Here is an 18,359-nt window from a genome sequence, read left to right on the forward strand (position 1 = left end):
CGATGGCGGCGGCGGGAGGACGCACCATGGGGGCGTGGCACGGTGTGCTCGACACCCTGGTCCGCGAGCGCCGCAGCCGCCTGGTCGGCTACGCGTACCTGCTCTCGGGTGACCGGCCGACCGCCGAGGACCTGGTCCACGACGCGATCATCCGCGCGTTCACGCGCGCGCGACGGCTCGACCACGTCAACGAGGCCGAGGCCTACGTGCGCCGGGCGATCCTCACCCAATTCCTCAACGGTCGCAGTCGGCAGGCCGTGGCGCGCGCCAAGCAGCATCTGCTGATCGAGCGCGACGTCGCGCCGGCCGACGAGCACGCGGGCGAGCACGATGCGGTGGTTCTCGCGCTGCGCGAGCTTCCCGCCCGCCAGCGCGCGTGCGTGGTGCTTCGCCACGTCGAGGACCTGTCCACGTCGGAGACCGCCGAGCGGATGGGCGTCTCGGAGGGGGCGGTCAAGCGCTACCTGCACGATGCGCTGGAGCGCCTCCGGCAGACGCTGGGGGACCTGGGCGGCGAGCAAGCGCACGAGAGCGTCGCGGTCGAGGCACGACGAGGGGGTGCGCGATGACCGAGGACCTGCGCGGGCAGTTGCTCGCCTCGCTGGACAAGGAGGCGCGGCGCTTCGCTGCCGACCACCCCGGCGACGAGACGGGGCTCTACGAGCGCGCCATCGCGCCGGGCCGGCGTGCGCGGCGGATGCGCGAGGCGGCGGTCGGGATCGCCGCGACGGCCGTGCTCGCCGTCGGCGCGTACGCGCTGTTCGTCGACCGCGCGCCGATGGACCCGGCCCCGCCCGCACCGCCCGTCCCGGAAACCACCCTCGACCTGCGACTGCGCGAGTGGGAGCCGCCCGCGACGCTCGAGCCCGATCGCGCCGCGGAGGGCCTGGTCGAGACGTTCGGCCTCGAGGCCGGCGCCGTGCCCGGGTGCGACCTGCTCGACGCATATGCGCGGCTCGAGGCCGCTGCCGACCGGGGCGGGGCACCCGTGGCGCTCGGCGCCGTGGTGACGCCGGAGGGCGGCGCGAATGTGGCGGTCGCGCGCCGGTTCGCCTCGGAGGACGATGCGACGGCCTACCTGGGCGACGCGGCCACCACCGCGCGGGCGTGCGCGGACGAGGCGGCGGCCGCGGGGCTCGCGGTGACCGTCGGCGACGTGGGCCTGGCCACCGTCGCTGGTGAGGGGCTCCGGGTCGAGGTCACGGAGGTCGCGGAGCCCGACGTCGCGTGGACCGCATGGATCCACGTCCGGGGCGACGAGGCGCTCGCGGTCACCGTGGAGCCCGGCGCCCGCGACCTGGCGGGCGCGACGATCGTCGCGTGGTTCGTCGCGGCCGGATAGCGGCCCGCCCGGCCGCCGCCCGTCCTTGCCACGCTGTCCTACACTGGACGCACCAGCATCGACCCGGCCATCACCGGCGAGCTTGCGGAAGAACGGGCGCCACCCGGTGGCGGCGCCCCAGTAGACCCGCACGGGCAGCCCGTCACAGCGTTCACGAGAGGCGACCGCACCGGAAGGTGGGGGAGCAAGCGGGGTGGTACCGCGCATCGTCCCCAGGGACGGGGCGTCCTCGCAGTCGATGACGTCAGTGACCACCACGCGAGGACCGCATGAACGCCGCCCGTTACCCGCTGCACCGCTCCGCCGATCAGGACACCCATGCCGAGGTGCCGCCGTCGCCGCACTTCCCGTCGATCGAGACGGACGTGCTCGCGTACTGGGAGCACGACGGCACGTTCCAGGCGTCGATCGACAACCGCCCGGCCGAGAACCCGGCGGACGAGTTCGTCTTCTACGACGGCCCGCCCTTCGCGAACGGCCTGCCGCACTACGGCCACCTGCTCACCGGCTACGCCAAGGACGTGGTCCCGCGCTTCGAGACGATGCGCGGCAAGCGCGTCGAGCGTCGCTTCGGCTGGGACACCCACGGCCTGCCCGCGGAGCTCGAGGCCGAGCGCGTGCTGGGCATCACCGACAAGGCCCAGATCGACGAGATGGGCATCGCGGCGTTCAACGAGGCGTGCCGCTCGTCCGTCCTGAAGTACACCGAGGAGTGGGAGCAGTACGTCACCCGCCAGGCCCGCTGGGTGGACTTCGAGAACGACTACAAGACGCTCGACGTCACCTTCATGGAGTCGGTGATCTGGGCGTTCAAGACTCTCTACGACAAGGGCCTCGCCTACGAGGGCCACCGCGTGCTCCCGTACTGCTGGCGCGACGAGACCCCGCTGTCCAACCACGAGCTGCGCATGGACGACGACGTGTACGCCATGCGCCAGGACCCGGCGCTCACCGTGCTGCTGCCGCTGGTCGACGCGCCCGGCGACCTCGCGGGCGCGTCCGTGCTGGTGTGGACCACCACGCCGTGGACCCTGCCGTCGAACCTCGCCGCCGCGGTGGGCCCGGAGATCGAGTACTCCGTGGTGCGCCCGGTCGAGGGCGCGTTCGCCGGTCGCACGCTGGTGCTGGCCTCCGCGCGCGTCGCCGAGTATGCGCGCGAGCTGGGCGAGGGCTGCGAGACGGTCGCGACGGTGCCGGGCTCGGCGCTCGCGGGGCTGTCGTACCAGGCGCCCTTCGCGTACTTCGCGGGCACGGAGAACGCCCACCGCATCCTCGCGGGCGAGTTCGTCTCGACCGAGGACGGCACCGGAATCGTCCACCTGGCCCCCGGCTTCGGTGAGGACGATGCGGCCGTGTGCCAGGACGCCGGCATCCCCACCGTGGTGCCGGTCGACTCCAAGGGCCGCTTCACCAGCGAGGTCACTGACTACGCGGGCCAGCAGGTCTTCGACGCCAACCCCGTCATCATCAAGGACCTCAAGGAGCGCGGCACGGTCCTGCGCCACGAGACCTACGACCACAGCTACCCGCACTGCTGGCGCTGCCGCAACCCGCTCATCTACAAGGCCGTGTCCTCGTGGTTCGTGCGCGTGACCGAGTTCCGCGACCGCATGGTCGAGCTCAACGAGCAGATCCGCTGGGTGCCCGAGCACATCAAGCACGGGCAGTTCGGCAAGTGGCTCGAGGGCGCGCGCGACTGGTCCATCAGCCGCAACCGCTACTTCGGCACCCCGATCCCGGTGTGGGTGAGCGACGACCCGGCGCACCCGCGCATGGACGTTTACGGCTCGCTCGAGGAGCTCGAGCGCGACTTCGGGCGCCTGCCGCTCGACGAGCGCGGCGAGCCCAACCTCCACCGCCCCTACATCGACGACCTCACCCGGCCCAACCCCGACGACCCGACCGGCCGGTCGACCATGCGCCGCATCCCGGACGTGCTCGACGTGTGGTTCGACTCGGGCTCGATGCCGTTCGCGCAGGTGCACTACCCGTTCAACAACCGCGAGTGGTTCGACAGCCACTACCCGGGCGACTTCATCGTCGAGTACATCGGCCAGACCCGCGGCTGGTTCTACACCCTGCACGTCCTCGCGACGGCCCTGTTCGACAAGCCGAGCTTCAAGACCTGCGTGAGCCACGGCATCGTCCTCGGGTCCGACGGCCGCAAGATGTCCAAGTCCCTGCGCAACTACCCGGACGTCAACGAGGTGTTCCAGCGCGACGGCTCCGACGCGATGCGCTGGTTCCTCATGAGCTCGCCCATCCTGCGCGGCGGCAACCTGGTGGTCACCGAGGAGGGCATCCGCGAGGGCGTCCGCCAGGTGATGCTCCCACTGTGGTCCACCTACTACTTCTTCACCCTCTACGCGGGCGCCGCGAACGGCGGCGCGGGCGTGCTGGGCGTCGAGGTGGACGATGCGCGGGTCGCGTCGCTGCCGGTCATGGACCGGTACGTGCTCGCCAAGACGGCCGAGCTGGTCTCCACCGTCACCGAGCAGATGGAGGCGTTCGACGTGCCCGGCGCGTCCGAGTCGCTGCGCCAGTACATGGACCTGCTCACCAACTGGTACGTGCGCACCCAGCGCGACCGGTTCTGGGACGAGGACCAGGACGCGTTCGACACGCTCTACACGGTGCTGGTCACCGTGTCGCGCCTGGCCGCGCCGCTGCTGCCGCTCATGACCGAGGAGGTCTACCGCGGCCTCACCGGCGAGCGCTCCGTGCACCTCACCGACTACCCGGTCGCGCGCTCCGCGTGGGCCGACGCGTCGCTCGGGTCCGTCATGGACCAGGTGCGCGAGGTGGTGTCGAGCGCCCACGCGCTGCGCAAGAAGGAGCAGATCCGCGTGCGCCAGCCGCTCACGTCGCTCACGGTGGCGGTCGCGTCGCCGGCGCTGCTGGAGCCGTACGCCGCGCTCATCGCGTCCGAGCTGAATGTGCGCGAGGTGCGCCTGATCTCCATCGAGGAGTTCACCGCCGCCAACCCGGTCGAGCGTCGCCTCACGGTGAACGCGCGTGCGGCCGGCCCGCGCATCGGCAAGCAGGTGCAGGCCGCGATCAAGGGGTCCAAGACCGGCGACTGGTCCGAGGGCGCGGACGGGGTCGTGTCCGGCGGCGTCGCGCTGGTCGAGGGCGAGTACGCGCTCGAGACCGTGATCGGGGCGGACGGCGGCGCGGCCGCGGTGCTGCCCGGCGCCGAGGGCGGCTTCGTGCTGCTCGACACCGCGATCACGCCGGAGCTCGAGGCGGAGGGCTTCGCCCGCGATCTCATCCGCGCGATCCAGGACGAGCGCAAGAACGCCGGCCTCAACGTGTCCGACCGCATCGCGCTGCGCGTCACGGTGCCCGCCGAGCGGGTCGAGGCCGTCGAGGCGCACCGCGCGCTCATCGCGGGCGAGGTGCTCGCGACGTCGTTCGAGGTGACCGCCGGCGAGGCGCAGCAGATCGAGGTCGCGAAGGCCTGAGCCGTCCCCCCGCCCGTCACCCCTCCACACACAAAATGCGCTGCTCCACACATGCGTCGGCGTGTCGTCGGCGTGTCGCGCAGATATCAGCGATTCTGCGCCGCTGTGAGCCGGTCGTGTGTGGAGGAGTGACGGCGGGCGGGGGCGTGCAACGATGAGTTCATGACGGTGCTCATCGATGTCGCGCAGTTGACCCACGAGCTCGCCGGGGAGCGGCCGCCGCGGCTGCTCGACGTGCGGTGGGTGCTCACCAAGCCCGACGGACGCGAGGACCACGCCGCGGGTCATATCCCGGGCGCCGTGTACGTGGACCTCGACACCGACCTCGCCGCGCACGGCGAGCCCGAGGATGGCCGCCACCCGCTGCCCACCCGCGAGGCGTTCGAGGCGGCGGCGCGGCGGTGGGGACTCCAGGGCGGCGACGCGGTGGTGGTCTACGACCACGGCCCTGCGTTCGCCGCGGCCCGCGCCTGGTGGCTCCTGCGCCACGCGGGCGTCGACGTCCGGATCCTCGACGGCGGGCTCGAGGCGTGGATCGCGGCCGGCGGGGCGGTCGAGGCCGGCGCCGTGACGCCCCCGCCGGGGGCCATCACGCTCGACTGGGACCGCATGCCCGTCGTCGACGCCGACGGCGCCGGGACGTGGCCGTCGCACGGCACCCTGCTCGACGCGCGCGTGGGGGAGCGGTACCGCGGCGAGGTGGAGCCCGTCGACCCCGCCGCCGGTCACATCCCGGGCGCCATCAACGCCCCGACCGCCGCCAACGTGCATCCCGACGGGACGTTCCTGCACTCGGACGACCTGGTGGTCCGGTTCGCGGCGATGGGCTGCTGGGCGGACAGCGGCGCCGTCGCGGGCCGCGCCGCGGAGTCGGGCTCGGACCCGAACGCCCCGAAGGTCGCCGTCTACTGCGGCTCCGGGGTGACCGCGGCCCATCAGATCGCGGCTCTCGAGATCGCCGGCATCCCGGCCGCGCTCTACCCGGGGTCGTGGTCGCAGTGGTCCAACCAGGCGCATCGTCCCGTGGCGACGGGGGCCGAGCCCGGCGCCTGACGAGGACCCGCAGCGCGCCCGACGCGCCCAGCGCGCCCAACTCGCCCAGCGCGACCTACGCCCGCGCGAGCATGTCGTCCACGACCGCGCCGGTGAGCTCCCGGTCGATCGCGAGCTCCCGCCCGTCCAGCGTGTGCAGCGGGCGCAGGAGGAAGGCCGAGTCGGCGAGCCAGATCGCGTCCGCCGACGCGAGCTCGTCGACCCGGATGGCCCGGTAGTCGCACGTGAAGCCGCGCGCCTCGAACGCCTCGAACGCCGCGCGCTGGGCGGTGCCGTGCAGCAGGCCTCCGTCGATCTCGGGCGTCGAGACCATCCCGCCGTAGCGGACCAGCACCGTCGAGCGCGGCGCCTCGAGCACGAAGCCGTCGGTCGTGGTGAACACCACCTCCTGGGCCCCGCGCGCGGCGGCGTGGCGCAGCGCCGCCATGTTGACCGCATACGACAGGGTCTTGGCGCCGATGGTGAGCCACGGCGCGCTCGCCCCGATGCCCAGGGGATAGCCGCGGGTGAGCGTGATCGCGGAGACGCCGTCCCGGCGCGCGGGCCGCGGGTCGGGGAACTCGTCCGCATAGACGAAGCCGAACGGGCTGCCCGCAGGACGGTCGGGCGAGGCCTCGGCGCCGCCGCGCGTGTAGACGATCTTCACGAGCACGGTGGGCGGCGGGGCGTCCAGCGGCGCGAGGAACTCCCGCACCGCGGTCGCCACGGCGTCGCGCAGGTCGCCCAGGTCGGGCGCGGGCAGGTCGAGCATGCTCGCCGACTGGGCGAGCCGCTCGAGGTGCGGCTCGAGGTCGTGGATGCGGCCGTGGTGGACGCCCACGGACTCGAAGACGCCGTCGCCGCGGGTGAGCCCCTGGTCGGTGGCGGTCGCGATGGGCGTGGACGGGTCGATGACGCGCGCGGGCGCGGACGGCACGCCGGCGGCGGGCGAGCCGCAGAGGACGAGGACGGGCATGGCACCTCCCACCGGCCACCGTAGCCCCCGAGGGGACGATGCGCGACGGTCAGTTCGCGGGCGAGGCCGCCCCCGCGTCGGGGGTCGGGTCCGGTGCGGGGCCGGCCTCGGGCGCGGTCGTCGGGTCCTCCTCGGGCATCGGCTCCGGTGGGACCGTCGCCTCACTCGCGGAAGGGTCGGGGGAGTCCCCGCCCGCCTCCGCGTCGTCGGGACTCAGGGCCGTCCCGTCCGCACCCACCACGTCCCCGTCGACGCGCGTCCGGCGCAGCTCGACCTCGCCCGACGTCGCGATCACCGCGCCCGCGCCGCTCGTCGCTACGTTGCCCACCAGCGCGGAGGCGGAGATGCGCACGTCGTGCTGCCCGCCGCTCACGTGGAGGCCGCCGCCGGCGGCCGTCGCGGTGTTGTCCACCACCTGGCTGCCGGACACGTCGACCGCGGCCTCCTTCACCGCGATGGCGCCGCCGTGCGCGCACCAGTTCGACGTGAAGGTGGACCCGCTGATCGCGACGGGCTCCGCCGTGCCGACCGCCAGCACCGCCCCGCCGTGCCCGTCCGCGCTCGATCCGCAGGTGTGGCCCGTGACGAACGTGCGCTCGAGCGCGAGCGTGCCGCCCCGGACGGCCACCGCACCGCCGCCGCCCAGGTCCTCGAGCCCCAGGCCGCCCTCCAGGTCGCGCGGGCCGCCCTCCGCGTTGCCGTCGACCAGGGTGAGGCCCACGAGCTCGATGCGCGGGGTGGCGCGGGTGGTGCAGTCGTCCGCGAGGGTGCCCAGCCCCGCCTCGCACGCGTTCGCGTACAGCAGCGGCCGCTCGTGCGCCCCCGCGAGCGCCACCGTGCCGCCGCCGTCGATCCGGACGCGCTCGAGCGGCGCCCCGCCCTCCTCACAGCCCACGGTGTTGCACACGGTGAGGGTGGTGTCGAGCACGATGACGTGCAGCGCGGTCCCGCAGTCGAAGGAGATGTCCCCGCCCGCGCGCACGGCGGCCGCGACGGCCGCGGACGTGCACGTCTCGGGCGACCCGCCGCCCACGATCACGCGGTCCTCCTCCACCGCCACGATGCCCTGAGCGTCCCCGGCCGATGCGCCGGTCGCCCCGCGCCTCACGTCCGGCATGGGCTCGGGAGAGGGTGCCGCCGCCGCGGGTGCGGTGACCGCGGGCTGGACCTCGGGCGCGGCCTGGGGCCTCGCGGTGGGCGATGCGGTGGCGGCCTCGGGTGCCGATCCGCCGGTGGGGGCGGGCGACGCCCCGTACGCCCGGGGAGTCGCGGGAGGCGCGACGGTGCACGCGGTCAGTCCCAGAAGGGCGACCGCCGCGAACCCGAGGAGTGCCGGGGACGACTCACGCATGGCAGGAGAATAGGGGGCAAATCCGACATTCCCGACTCGGCGGCGTGTCGCACCGTGGGCGTGTCGCGACGCGCGACCCGAATCCGTGCATCGTCCCTGCTAGTGGCGAATGTGGCCACCATCACACCCCGGGAGGCGTCGTTTCGTCGGGTGGGCCGTCGGGGGTGGCTGAGAATGGTCGCGTGACGATGGACGTCTTCCCCGACCTCAGCCTGGCCGAGGCCGCGCGCGAGCTTGCCGCGCACCTCGAGGGCCGTCCGGGACCGCGTCGCGACGGCACCCTCATGCGGGTCTCGGACGCGCTGTCGCGGCTGGAGGATCCGCACCTCGACCTCGACATCATTCACATCGCCGGACTCGACGGACGGGCGTCGACCGCCCGCATGACCGAGGCGATCCTGCGCCGCCACGGGCTGCGCACCGCGCTGCTGGCGCCCGCGCGTCGTGGCGCAGAAGCGCTCTTCGTGGACGGCGCCGAGCTCGGGCCGGCCGCCCTGGTCGCGGCCTGGCGCCGCGCCGCCCCCGCGCTCCATCATGTGGACGCGCGTGCCGGCGAGGCGGGCCGCGCGACGCACGAGGAGGCGCTGCTGGTGCTCGGCCTCGTGGCCGCGCGCGCGGCCGAGGTGGACGTGGTGGTCCTCGAGGCCGCCGGCACGGACAGGGACGCGACGCACGCGGCCGATGCACGGGTCGCCGTCCTCGCGGACGTCGCCCCGGCGGGCGCCGGGACGGGTGCCTCGCGCGATGCCGCGGCCGGGACTCCGGCCACCCTCACGCCCGCCCAGGCGGCCCGCGCCGCGGCCGGGATCATCAAGCCGGGCGCCGCGGTGGTGTGCGGGCCGCAGCGCCCCGCGGCCGCGACCGTGATCGCGCAGGCGGTGGCCGCGCGCGGCGCCGTGCTCGCGGTCGACGGCCAGCGCCTGTCCGTCACCGATCGGCGCGAGGTCGAGCAGGGGCAGGTCGCCACGCTCACCACCGTCGCCCGCACGTACCGGGACGTCTTCGTCCCGGGCACGGGGGAGCGGGAGGCGCACCACGCGTTGCTCGCGCTCGCCGCGTGCGAGGCGTACGTGGGCGCCGGGATCCCGCGCGCGCTGCACCTGCCGTCCGTGGCGCACGGACTCGCCGCCGCTCCTGCATGAAACACTGGGGCCCATGACCGACCTTGACCTCGGTGGCCTGAGCCTCGAGGAGGCCGAGCGCGAGATCTACGCGCACATCGTCTCCCGCAACCCCGAGCACGACTTCGAACCCACCCTCGACCGCGTTCGCGCCGCCTGCGACCTGCTGGGCAGCCCGCAGGACGCCTACCGCGTGGTCCACGTCACCGGCACCAACGGCAAGACGTCCACCGCGCGCATGACCGAGTCGCTGGTGCGCGAGCACGGCCTGCGCACCGGGCTGCTCACCTCGCCGCACCTCACCACGGTGCGCGAGCGCATCCAGATCGACGGCGAGCCCATCTCCCGCGAGGACTTCGTGCGGCTGTGGCTCGACGTCGCGCCCATCCTGCACCTGGTGGACGCGCGCTCTGCGGAGTCCGGCGGGCCGCGCATGAGCTTCTTCGAGGTGCTCGTGGTGCTCGCGCTCGCCGCCTTCGCGGACGCCCCGGTGGACGTCGCGGTCGTCGAGGTGGGCATGGGCGGCGTCTGGGACGCCACCAACGTGGTGACCGCCGAGGTCGCCGTCGTCACCCCCGTGAGCCTCGACCACCAGGAGTGGCTGGGCGACTCGCTCGCGGACATCGCGGCGGAGAAGGCCGGCATCATCAAGGACGGCGCCGCCGTGGTGGTCGCCCACCAGAGCGAGTCCGTCGAGCCCGTCCTCGCGGTCGCGGCGCAGGAGCACTCCGCGCGCGCCTACTGGGAGGGCGAGGACCTCGAGGTGGTCGAGCGCACCCCCGGCGTGGGCGGCCAGCTGGTCACCCTGCGCACGCCCGCGGCCCGCTACGAGGACGTCTTCGTGCCCATGTACGGCGCGTACCAGGCGCACAACGCGCTGCTCGCGCTCGCGGCCACGGAGCTGCTGATGGCCGGCGGGGGAGAGCCCGCCGCGCTGTCCGGCGAGGTGGTCGAGGCGGGCTTCGCCGCCGCCACGTCCCCGGGCCGGCTCGAGGCGGTGCGCACGTCGCCGCTGATCCTGGTCGACGCCGCGCACAACCCCCACGGCATCGAGGCCATGGTCGGCGCGCTCGACGAGTCGTTCACCTTCGAGACGCTCGTGGGCGTCGTCGGCATCCTGCGCGACAAGGACGCCGAGGGCATCCTCGCCGCGCTCGAGGGCGCGCTCGAGCACGTGGTGATCACCGCATCGGCCTCCCCCCGGGCCATCCCGGTCGACGAGCTCGCGCCGCTCGCGCACCAGATCTTCGGCGAGGACCGCGTCACGGTCGCGGACACGCTGCCCGACGCGATCGACCACGCCGTCCAGCGCGCGGAGCGCGACTCGGACATCGGCGCCGGCGTGCTCGTGGTCGGCTCGGTCACGCTGATCGCCGAGGCGCGCATCCTCACCGGCGCGGACCGCCGCAAGGGCACCGGACAGGCGCGATGAGCGACGCGACCGACGCGCCCGAGCCCGCGCGCCCGCAGCGCCCCGCGCGCCTCACCCTCACTCAGTCCGTGCTCGCGCTGCAGGCGCTCGGCGCGCTGTTCGCCGTCCTGGTCCTGTGGGGCCTGGGCCGCACGGACATGGTGGACGTCCCCGCCTGGCTCACGTGGGGCGGCGGGCTCGGACTCGTCGTGCTCCTCGCCTTCGCGGCGGGCCGTCAGGACCGCCGCTGGGGCACCTGGCTGGGCTGGGCGCTCCAGGCGCCCATGCTGGTCGCGGGCCTCATCGAGCCCACGATCGCGATCATCGGCGCGATGTTCCTCGCGCTGTGGGTGACCGCGCTGCGCCTGGGCGGGCGCATCGATCGCGAGCGCGCGGAGCGCCTCGCGGCCGGGGACGATGCGACGGCCGGGGACGATGCAGCGGAGACCGCCGCGCCCGGCGCCCCGGGGGACGAGGCGGGGCGCGACCGATGAGCGGATTCCTGTGGCGCATGGGCGGCGCGCTCGCCGCCGGCCTCCTGGGCCTGTCCCTGGTGTTCTGGCAGCTCGAGCACGCCTCGCTGCTGCGCTTCGCGGGCGAGGGACGCCCGTCGCCCGCGGTGTACGCGCTGCTGTTCGCGGGGCTGGTGCTGCTGGGCGGCGCGGTCCTGTACGGCTTCACCCGGTGGTCGGCCTACCTGCGCGAGCATCCCGAGACCCGGCAGCTGCCGCCCTGGTTCCTCATCGGGCTCATCGTGTTCTCGGGGGCGCTGTTCGTGGTCGGCTCGGCGATCCACGCCGGCTGGGTCCGCGAGCAGGACCCCACCCCCGTCGAGATCTCGCAGGGCTTCGTCGCCTACGAGGTGTTCTTCGCCGCGCTCGCGCTGCTGCCGCTCGTGCTGCTCGCGGCCCGCTGGTCGCCGGGCTACCGGCACTGAATGCGGCTCCCGCGCGGGCGGCCACGCGGACGTCGCCCCGGATGCGACGAGGGGGCCGCGGCGGGATGTCCCGCCGCGGCCCCCACGCGCGTTCGGCTCAGATGGTGACGACCGACTGGATCTCGTAGCCCTCGAGCGCCGCGCGGCCGTCGAGCTCGCCCAGCTCCATGAGGAAGGCGAAGCGGACGCTCTTCGCGCCGCCGCGCTCGAGCATCTCCGCCACGGCGCGGGCGGTGCCGCCCGTCGCGAGCACGTCGTCGATCACCAGGACGTCGCGGCCCTCGATGGGGCCCGCCGCGACGGTGAGGTCCGTGGCGCCGTACTCCATCTTCACGCCCGCCTCGAGCAGGTCGGTGCCGGGCATCTTGCCCTTCTTGCGGACCATCGTCATGCCCACGCCCAGGGTCTGGGCGACCACCGGGGCGAAGATGAACCCGCGCGCGTCGATGCCGGCCACCACGTCCACGTTCGCCGCTCGCGGCGGCATGAGCGCGATGCAGGCCTCGCGGAAGCGCTCGGGGCTCGCGAGGATGGGTGCGATGTCGTAGAAGAGGACCCCCTCGATGGGGAAGTCGGGATACGTGTCGAAGTCGTCGATCGTGATCACGGGTCCATCCTGGCACGGGGCACCGACGCCGCGGCCCACCGCCGCGTGCCGGCCCGCGCATCGTCCCTCGATGATTGTGCATTGCCCCTGGTGCCACGCCCGCGCGCACCGCTAGGCTCCCGGCCATGACGGAGCGGACGTTGATCCTGGTCAAGCCCGATGGCGTGCGGCGCGGACTGTCGGGGGAGGTGCTCCGGCGGGTCGAGGCGAAGGGCTACGCGCTCGTCGCGGTCGAGCTGCGCACCGCGACGCCCGAGCTGCTCGCCGAGCACTACGCCGAGCACCTGGGCAAGCCCTTCTACGACCCGCTCGTGGAGTTCATGCTGTCGGGGCCGGTGCTCGCCGCGGTCGCCGAGGGTGAGCGCGTCATCGAGGGCTTCCGCTCGCTGTCCGGGGCCACGGATCCCACCACGGCCGCCCCGGGCACCATCCGCGGCGACCTGGCCCGCGCCTGGGACGCCCCGGTGATCCACAACATCGTGCACGGCTCGGACTCGGTCGCGAGCGCGGAGCGCGAGATCGGCCTCTGGTTCCCGGGACTCTGAGTCCGTCGGGCGCGGCGCCTCCGCGCCACCACCACGTCACTGCGGGGCCTGGCCCGGCGAACTGTGAGATTCCTGGTACCGCCGCCTGCGCTCCCCGGGGTGTGGGGGCGCTGGCCCTACACTCGGGCGCATGCATCTCAAGACGCTGACGCTGCGCGGCTTCAAGTCGTTCGCGTCGGCGACCACTCTTGAGCTCGAGCCCGGGATCACCTGCGTCGTGGGCCCCAACGGCTCCGGCAAGTCCAACGTGGTCGACGCGCTCGCCTGGGTGATGGGCGAGCAGGGCGCGAAGACCCTGCGTGGCGGGCAGATGGCGGACGTCATCTTCGCGGGCACCGCTGGCCGCGCGCCGCTGGGCCGCGCCGAGGTCTCGCTCACGATCGACAACGCCGACGGCGCCCTGCCGATCGACTACACCGAGGTCACCATCAGCCGCACGCTGTTCCGCGCGGGCGGCTCCGAGTACGCGATCAACGGCTCCTCGTGCCGCCTGCTCGACATCCAGGACCTGCTCAGCGACTCGGGGCTGGGCCGCGAGATGCACGTGATCGTGGGTCAGGGCCGCCTCGACGAGGTGCTGCGCGCGACCCCGGAGGATCGCCGCCACTTCATCGAGGAGGCCGCCGGCATCCTCAAGCACCGCCGCCGCAAGGACAAGGCGCTGCGCAAGCTCGACTCGATGCAGGCCAACCTCACCCGCGTCCAGGACCTGACGGTCGAGATCCGCCGCCAGCTGGGACCGCTGGGACGCCAGGCCGAGGTGGCCCGTCGCGCCCAGCGCATCCAGGTGGACGTGCGCGACGCGCGCTCGCGGCTGCTCGCCGACGACCTCGCGACGCTCCAGGGGTCGATGACCAAGGACCGGGCGGACGAGACCGCGCTGCTCGAGCGCCGCGCCGCGGTCGAGCAGGCGCTCGAGGCCGCGCGCGTCGAGCTCGCGGAGCTCGAGCGCGTCGCCGCCGCCGCGACGCCCGCGCTCACCCAGGCCAACGACATCTACTACCGGCTCAGCGCGATCCGCGAGCGGCTGCGCAACCTCTCGCAGCTCGCGGAGGAGCGGCTGCGGATGCTCGGCACGCACGTCGACGCCACGCCGCCCACGGACCTGGTGGACCTCGACGACCAGGTGGCCCGCGCCAAGTCCGCCCGTGCGGAGCTCGACGCCGAGGTCGCCGCCGCCGGGACCGCCCTCGAGCGGGCGATCGAGGCGCGCAAGGAGGCCGAGGAGGTCGCGCGCGCCTCGGACCGCCATCACGCGAACCTGCTGCGCTCCGTGGCCGACCGTCGCGAGGGCGTCGCGCGTCTCGCGGGCCAGGTGGCCGCGAAGCGCTCGCGCGTCGAGGCGGGCGAGGCCGAGATCGGCCGCCTCCAGGAGCAGCTCGCGGCCGCCCAGAAGCGCGCCCACGTGGCGACCACCGAGTTCCAGCACCTCGAGACCTCCGTCGCGACCACCGAGCCGGGGGAGGAGGGCCTCGACGAGCAGGTCGAGTCCGCCTCCGCGCGCTGGGAGGACGCGAAGACGGCGCTCGCGGACCTCAAGGACGCCCTCAACGCCGCGATGCGCGAGCGTGACACGTGGGCGGCCAAGGGTGAGGCCCTCGAGCTGTCCCTGGTGCGCAAGGACGGCGCCGGCGCCCTGCTCGCGAGCGACAGCCGCGCCGTGCGCGGCACCGTCGCGTCGCTCATCGACGTGGGCGGGGACGCGGAGGACGCGATCGCCGCGGCGCTGGGACCCTTCGCGGATGCCCTCGCGGCGGACACGGTCGAGGACGCGGTCGACGCGATCCGCTGGCTGCGCGACGAGGACGCCGGGCGCGCCCGCATCCTCGTGAGCGACTCGATGGCGCACGGGAGCAACCCCGCCGTGAGCCTCCCGGACGGCGCGGCCTGGGCCTCCGACCTGGTCGACGGGCCCGCGGGGCTCGTCGAGACCGTGCGTGCGCTCGTCGCGGGAGTGGCGGTGGTGGACGACCTGGCCTCCGCCCGCGCTCTCGTCAACGAGCACCGCGAGGTGGTCGCGGTGACCCGCCGCGGCGACCTGCTGGGCGCCTGGCGCGCCTCGGGCGGCGCCGGCGACGCGCCGTCGGTGATCCACATGCAGGCGGCGCTGGACGATGCGCGGGAGCGCCGCGACGCCGCCGCCGCCACGGTCGAGCAGACCCAGGCGCGCATCGTCGCCGCCACCGAGGCGGAGCGGGTGGCGCGCGCCGAGCACGGCGCCGTGGTCGCGCGCCTCAGCGAGGCCGATGCGCGGATGGCCAAGGCCGCCGAGCAGCTGGGACAGCTGGGCGCCCAGGCGCGCGCGGCGACCAACGAGGGGGAGCGCCTCACCACGCAGCTCGAGCAGGCGCACGCCCGCCTCGAGGGCGATGAGGCCGAGCTCGAGGGCCTCGCGGACCGGCTCACGGCCGCCCAGTCCGAGCCCGAGCAGTTCGAGGAGGACACCCGCGAGGCCGCCGCCCGCCGCGACGCGGACGAGGCGGCCGCGAAGGCCGCCCGCGCCGCCGAGACCGACGCGCGCCTCGCCCTGCGCACCTCGGAGGAGCGCGCACGCGCGCTCGCCTCGCGCGCGGAGAGCCTCGAAAAGGCCGCGATCGCCGAGCGTGAGGCCCGGGCGCGCGCCAAGGCGGCCGCGCTGCGCCGCGAGCGCCAGGCCGTGGCCGCCCGCGAGGTCATCGCCGGCTGCACCGACGCGCTGCACCTGCTCGACGCCTCCGTCCAGCGGGCCGACGAGGCCCGCGCCCGCGTCGAGGCCGAGCGCTCCGAGCGTTCGGGCCGGCTGGGCGAGGTGCGCGCGCTGGTCGAGCGGCACGCCGCCGAGCACGCCCGCCTCACCGACGACGCCCACCGCGACGAGGTCGCGCGCGCCGAGCAGAACGTCCGACTCGAGCAGCTGCGCCAGCGCGCCGTCGACGAGCTGGGCGTGGACCCCGACCGGCTGGTCGAGGAGTACGGCCCCGACGTGCCCGTGCCGGTCCCGGACCCCGACGCGGACGAGGACGCCGAGCCCGCCACCGAGCCCTACGACCGCGAGGCCCAGGAGAAGCGCCTGCGCAAGGCCGAACGCGAGATGAACAAGCTGGGCAAGGTCAACCCGCTCGCGCTCGAGGAGTTCGCCGCGCTCGAGGAGCGCCACAAGTTCCTCACCGACCAGCTCGCGGACATCAAGAAGTCCCGCGCGGACCTGCTCACCATCGTCGCGGAGATCGACGACCGCGTGGAGAAGGTGTTCGCGGAGGCCTTCGCGGACACGGCCGCCCAGTTCGAGCGCATCTTCCCGCGCCTGTTCCCGGGAGGCGAGGGGCGCATCGTCCTCACCGACCCCGACCGCATGCTCGAGACGGGCATCGAGGTCGAGGCGCGCCCCGCCGGCAAGAAGGTCAAGCGGCTGTCCCTGCTGTCCGGCGGCGAGCGCTCGCTCACCGCCGTCGCGCTGCTCGTGTCGATCTTCAAGGCCCGTCCCAGCCCGTTCTACGTCATGGACGAGGTCGAGGCCGCGCTCGACGACGTCAACCTGGGCCGCCTGCTCGAGATCTTCAAGGAGCTGCAGGAGGACTCGCAGCTCATCGTCATCACGCACCAGAAGCGCACCATGGAGATCGCCGACGCCCTGTACGGCGTGACGATGCGCGGCGACGGCGTGACGACGGTCATCAGCCAGCGGCTGGGGGACGACGCGGCGTAGGGGCGCGCGCGGCCGGGTCGGCGCGCCGTCTCGCCGCGCCGTCTTCCCGAGCCCCACGGAAAGGGGACGGGGGTCCCTAGCCAGATGCGCATCGTCCCGCCTACCATGGGCACCGATGCCGATGCGGGCGTCCGCCCTCACTCCGCTGAACGCGGCAGGCATCCCCCCGAGGACCACGAACCGGGCCCGCGCGCGCCAGCGCGGGCGCGAATCGCCCGGTATGGACCCGTCTGCGCGGTGCGACGGATGAGGACGGCACCCGTCCCGTCCCCCGACACCACTGGAGAGCACCGATGTTCCACTACATGGAAGGCACGCTGATCGTCGCCGTGCTGATGGCGATCATCATCACCGTGGCCGCCTTCGCCGCCGAGGGTCGCGGCCGCCGCCTGATCCGCATCCTGCTGGGCGTCGAGGAGCGTCGCCCCATGCGCGAGCAGCTCTACGCCGAGGTCGAGCGCCCCGAGGCGTCGCTCGACGTGGTGCAGCGCATGTCGCGCATCGACCGCGAGCGCGAGCCCGTCCACTCCTGACCGGCGACCTGAGAGACTGTGCCCGTGGACGTCTCATGGATCCCTGGAGATAACGACCTTCTGGTCACCGCCATCGCGGCCCTCGTGGTCGTCGGCGGTGCCGTCGCCGGCCTTGTGGGCCGCGGGCGCAAGGCCCCGCCCCGGCAGGCCGAGCCCCCGACCCCGGTCGCGCCGACCGCTCCGGCCCCTCAGGCCGATGCGACGGTCGCCGAGCCCGAGGCCCCCGAGTCCGTGGTCGAGGAGGCCGAGCAGGCCGCCGCCACCCTCGAGGCCCCCGAGGCCCCGTCGAGCCGGTTCGCGCGCCTGCACGACCGCATCCGCTCCGGATTCGGGCAGTCGCTGCTCGCGATCTTCGGGCGGGGCGGGCTGTCGCAGGACGACTGGGACGAGCTCGAGGAGACCCTCCTCATGGCGGACGTGGGCGCCGCCGCGACCGACGAGCTGCTGGCGGACCTGCGCCGCCGCGTCAAGGCCGATCCCGAGGCCAGCCCCAAGGACCTGCTGCGCGCCGCGCTGCTCGAGGTCATCGACCCCGCGCTGGACCGCTCGCTCGCGCTGAGCGAGCCCGGCTCCGACGAGATCGACACGGCCGTGGTCGTGGGCGTCAACGGCGTGGGCAAGACCACCACCGTGGGCAAGCTCGCGCGCGTGCTGGTCGCGGAGGGGCGCACCGTGGTGCTCGGCGCCGCAGACACCTTCCGCGCCGCCGCCGCGGACCAGCTCGAGACCTGGGGCGAGCGCGTGGGCGTGCCCGTGGTCCGCTCGCACGTCGACGGCGCGGACCCCGCCTCCGTCGCGTTCGAGGCCGCCGACCGCGCCCGTGCCGAGGGCGCGGACGTGCTCCTGGTCGACACGGCCGGCCGCCTGCAGAACAAGCAGGGCCTCATGGACGAGCTGGGCAAGATCGTCCGCGTCGTGTCCAAGATCAGCGCGCCCAAGGAGGTGCTGCTGGTCCTCGACGCCACCACCGGCCAGAACGGCCTCACCCAGGCCAAGGTGTTCGGCCAGGTAGCCCCCATCACGGGCATCGTCCTCACCAAGCTCGACGGCACCGCCAAGGGCGGCATCGTCATCGCGGTCCAGCGCGAGCTCGGCGTCCCGGTGAAGTTCGTGGGCCTGGGCGAGGGCGCGGACGACCTGGCCCCGTTCGACGCCGAGGGCTTCGTCGACTCGCTCCTGGGCGACTGACCTCCCCGGACACTCCGCACGGAAGGGGCGGCGACACGCCGGTCTGAGTCCTGCCACGGGGCACCGAGGACCGCGTGTCGCGCCTGAATCCGTGCGGAGTGTCCACGGTTTGTCGGTCCCGCAACACAGTCTTTACGGCACACCGTCACATGTAACCGCGCGGAAAC

Annotated in this window: 15 protein-coding genes; 12 read left to right on the forward strand and 3 right to left on the reverse strand. The window is 74.2% G+C overall.

Translation table 11 applies throughout. The annotated features are described in order from the left end of the window. Nucleotides 1-2: 2 nt before the first annotated feature. From AOM03_RS00305 to AOM03_RS00320, 4 genes are all read left to right on the forward strand, one after another. Complete coding sequence (locus AOM03_RS00305; protein ID WP_062377146.1) at nucleotides 3-569, forward strand: sigma-70 family RNA polymerase sigma factor; 567 nt, start codon at nucleotides 3-5, stop codon at nucleotides 567-569. After that, a complete protein-coding gene (locus tag AOM03_RS00310; protein WP_062377149.1) occupies nucleotides 566-1,342 on the forward strand; it encodes a hypothetical protein in 777 nt (258 codons plus the stop codon). Before AOM03_RS00305 ends, AOM03_RS00310 begins: the two co-directional genes overlap by 4 nt. A 269-nt stretch (nucleotides 1,343-1,611) precedes the next feature. Further along, nucleotides 1,612-4,806, forward strand: a complete 3,195-nt coding sequence (gene ileS / locus AOM03_RS00315) for an isoleucine--tRNA ligase (RefSeq protein WP_062377150.1) — start codon at nucleotides 1,612-1,614, stop codon at nucleotides 4,804-4,806. Between the two features lie 162 nt (nucleotides 4,807-4,968). Then, nucleotides 4,969-5,859 (forward strand): sulfurtransferase, encoded by an 891-nt coding sequence (locus tag AOM03_RS00320; RefSeq protein ID WP_062377151.1) that lies wholly within the window; start codon nucleotides 4,969-4,971, stop codon nucleotides 5,857-5,859. Between the two features lie 55 nt (nucleotides 5,860-5,914). On the opposite strand, the gene AOM03_RS00325 is transcribed toward AOM03_RS00320, so the two are convergent. Both AOM03_RS00325 and AOM03_RS00330 read right to left on the reverse strand, forming a co-directional pair. Next, a complete protein-coding gene (locus AOM03_RS00325) occupies nucleotides 5,915-6,814 on the reverse strand; it encodes an aminotransferase class IV (RefSeq protein ID WP_062377152.1) in 900 nt (299 codons plus the stop codon). A 49-nt stretch (nucleotides 6,815-6,863) separates the two neighbouring features. Further along, complete coding sequence (locus tag AOM03_RS00330; RefSeq protein ID WP_062377154.1) at nucleotides 6,864-8,165, reverse strand: hypothetical protein; 1,302 nt, start codon at nucleotides 8,163-8,165, stop codon at nucleotides 6,864-6,866. Between the two features lie 182 nt (nucleotides 8,166-8,347). On the opposite strand from AOM03_RS00330, the gene AOM03_RS00335 reads away from it, so the two are divergent. Genes AOM03_RS00335 through AOM03_RS00350 form a run of 4 tightly spaced genes read left to right on the forward strand, consistent with a single transcriptional unit; the run spans nucleotide 8,348 to nucleotide 11,634 of the window. Continuing rightward, complete coding sequence (locus tag AOM03_RS00335; RefSeq protein WP_062377156.1) at nucleotides 8,348-9,307, forward strand: folylpolyglutamate synthase/dihydrofolate synthase family protein; 960 nt, start codon at nucleotides 8,348-8,350, stop codon at nucleotides 9,305-9,307. 13 nt (nucleotides 9,308-9,320) lie between these two features. Then, on the forward strand, nucleotides 9,321-10,718 hold the full coding sequence (locus AOM03_RS00340) for a bifunctional folylpolyglutamate synthase/dihydrofolate synthase (RefSeq protein ID WP_062377158.1): 1,398 nt from the start codon (nucleotides 9,321-9,323) through the stop codon (nucleotides 10,716-10,718). After that, nucleotides 10,715-11,191: a DUF4233 domain-containing protein gene (locus AOM03_RS00345; protein ID WP_062377160.1), complete on the forward strand. Its 477-nt coding sequence runs from the start codon at nucleotides 10,715-10,717 to the stop codon at nucleotides 11,189-11,191. Before AOM03_RS00340 ends, AOM03_RS00345 begins: the two co-directional genes overlap by 4 nt. Then, nucleotides 11,188-11,634 carry a hypothetical protein gene (locus AOM03_RS00350; protein WP_062377162.1) on the forward strand — a complete coding sequence of 149 codons (447 nt, stop codon included), beginning with the start codon at nucleotides 11,188-11,190 and terminating at the stop codon, nucleotides 11,632-11,634. Before AOM03_RS00345 ends, AOM03_RS00350 begins: the two co-directional genes overlap by 4 nt. A gap of 97 nt (nucleotides 11,635-11,731) precedes the next feature. Here AOM03_RS00350 and AOM03_RS00355 read toward each other — a convergent pair whose 3' ends face one another. Next, entirely contained in the window at nucleotides 11,732-12,241 is a 510-nt protein-coding gene (locus AOM03_RS00355) for an adenine phosphoribosyltransferase (protein ID WP_062377164.1), read from the reverse strand. A 125-nt stretch (nucleotides 12,242-12,366) separates the two neighbouring features. Between AOM03_RS00355 and ndk the strand changes: the two genes are divergently transcribed. The 4 genes from ndk (at nucleotide 12,367) to ftsY (ending at nucleotide 18,192) form a co-directional block, all read left to right on the forward strand. Further along, nucleotides 12,367-12,786, forward strand: a complete 420-nt coding sequence (ndk, locus tag AOM03_RS00360; protein ID WP_062377166.1) for a nucleoside-diphosphate kinase — start codon at nucleotides 12,367-12,369, stop codon at nucleotides 12,784-12,786. 130 nt (nucleotides 12,787-12,916) lie between these two features. After that, nucleotides 12,917-16,471 (forward strand): chromosome segregation protein SMC, encoded by a 3,555-nt coding sequence (gene smc, locus AOM03_RS00365; RefSeq protein ID WP_062377169.1) that lies wholly within the window; start codon nucleotides 12,917-12,919, stop codon nucleotides 16,469-16,471. A 305-nt stretch (nucleotides 16,472-16,776) separates the two neighbouring features. Continuing rightward, a complete protein-coding gene (locus AOM03_RS00370; RefSeq protein ID WP_156157556.1) occupies nucleotides 16,777-17,004 on the forward strand; it encodes a hypothetical protein in 228 nt (75 codons plus the stop codon). Between the two features lie 24 nt (nucleotides 17,005-17,028). Beyond that, nucleotides 17,029-18,192 carry a signal recognition particle-docking protein FtsY gene (gene ftsY / locus AOM03_RS00375; RefSeq protein WP_227589823.1) on the forward strand — a complete coding sequence of 388 codons (1,164 nt, stop codon included), beginning with the start codon at nucleotides 17,029-17,031 and terminating at the stop codon, nucleotides 18,190-18,192. The last annotated feature ends 167 nt before the right edge of the window (nucleotides 18,193-18,359 follow it).

Source organism: Demequina pelophila, assembly GCF_000971175.1.
GTDB lineage: Bacteria > Actinomycetota > Actinomycetes > Actinomycetales > Demequinaceae > Demequina > Demequina pelophila.